This window comes from Paraburkholderia sp. SIMBA_054 (genome assembly GCF_046534875.1).
GTDB lineage: Bacteria > Pseudomonadota > Gammaproteobacteria > Burkholderiales > Burkholderiaceae > Paraburkholderia > Paraburkholderia hospita.
This window is the reverse complement of sequence record NZ_JAWRXV010000391.1, coordinates 1-348: the sequence shown is the minus strand read 5'-3', so window position 1 is coordinate 348 and position 348 is coordinate 1. Positions and strand designations below refer to the sequence as shown.

Annotated in this window: 1 protein-coding gene; it reads left to right on the top strand. The window is 33.6% G+C overall.

All coding sequences use genetic code 11. From position 1 onward, the window contains the following. Nucleotides 1-348: flagellin (locus SB822_RS55615; RefSeq protein WP_410858912.1), on the top strand; the 348-nt coding region annotated here is incomplete at both ends.

Below are 348 nucleotides of genomic sequence, written 5' to 3'. Positions count from 1 at the left end.
CTGCGTTCTGGTTACGCTTTTGGTGATTCTGATTATACTTTTGGTGAAATTGTAAATAGTGAAATAACTATACCTGAAGATATACATCCTAATTTAACATTACAAGTTGGTGCAAATTCAGGTGATAGCTTTCAAGTGAAATTAACAGATGCTAGAACCACGGCTCTTAAAATCGATGGTGTTGACCTTTCAACTAGACTGGGTGCTGAAAAGTCTATATTAAAAATTGATAAAGCAATGGCGACAGTTTCTTCTGAACGTAGTAAATTTGGTGCTTATCAAAATGCGCTTGAGCATGTTCATAATAATGTTTCAAACTATGAATTGAATTTAATTGATTCAGAATCC